Origin of the sequence: Alsobacter soli (genome assembly GCF_003004785.1) — a bacterium.
In the GTDB taxonomy this organism is placed as follows: Bacteria; Pseudomonadota; Alphaproteobacteria; order Rhizobiales; family Beijerinckiaceae; genus Alsobacter; species Alsobacter soli.
Genome location: NZ_PVZS01000075.1, coordinates 1 through 725, shown reverse-complemented (window position 1 = coordinate 725; position 725 = coordinate 1). Strand labels below are relative to the sequence as shown.

Here is a 725-nt window from a genome sequence, read left to right as displayed (position 1 = left end):
TAGGTGCGCACGCTGTGGCCCATGGCGTTCATGGTGTGGTGCGACTTGTGGCAGTGGATGGCCCAGTCGCCCGGCCGGTCGGCAACGAAGTCGAAGGCCCGCATCTGGCCGACCGCGCAGTCGACCGACACCTCCGGCCAGGCCGCCGCCTCGGGCACCCAGCCCCCGTCCGTGCAGCTGACCTTGAAGTCGTACCCGTGCATGTGGATCGGGTGGTTGGTCATGGTGAGGTTGCCGAAGCGCACCCGCACCCGGTCGCCCTGACGCACCACCAGCGGGTCGATGCCAGGGAACACCCGCGAGTTCCAGCACCACAGGTTGAAGTCGGTCATGGTGTTCACCTTCGGCACGTAGCTGCCGGCCTCGATGTCGAAGGCGTTCAGGAGGAACACGAAGTCTCGGTCGACCCGGCGGAAGGCGGGGTCGCGCGGATGGACGACGAAGAAGCCCATCATGCCCATCGCCATCTGGACCATCTCGTCCGAGTGCGGGTGGTACATGAAGGTGCCGGACTTCTGCAGGATGAACTCGTAGACGAAGGTCTTGCCCGGCGGGATGTGGGGCTGGGTCAGCCCTCCGACCCCGTCCATGCCGTTGGGCACGAGCTGCCCGTGCCAGTGCACGGCCGTGTTCTCCGGCAGCCGGTTGGTGACGAAGATGCGGACCTTGTCGCCCTCCACCGCCTCGATGGTCGGGCCTGGCGACTGGCCGTTGTAGCCCCACAG

At 66.8% G+C, this 725-nt stretch carries 1 protein-coding gene; it reads right to left on the bottom strand.

The window, feature by feature from the left end; genetic code table 11:
* Positions 1-725, bottom strand: a 725-nt coding sequence (locus tag SLNSH_RS24315) for a multicopper oxidase family protein (RefSeq protein WP_158266888.1), incomplete at both ends; no start/stop codon positions are given.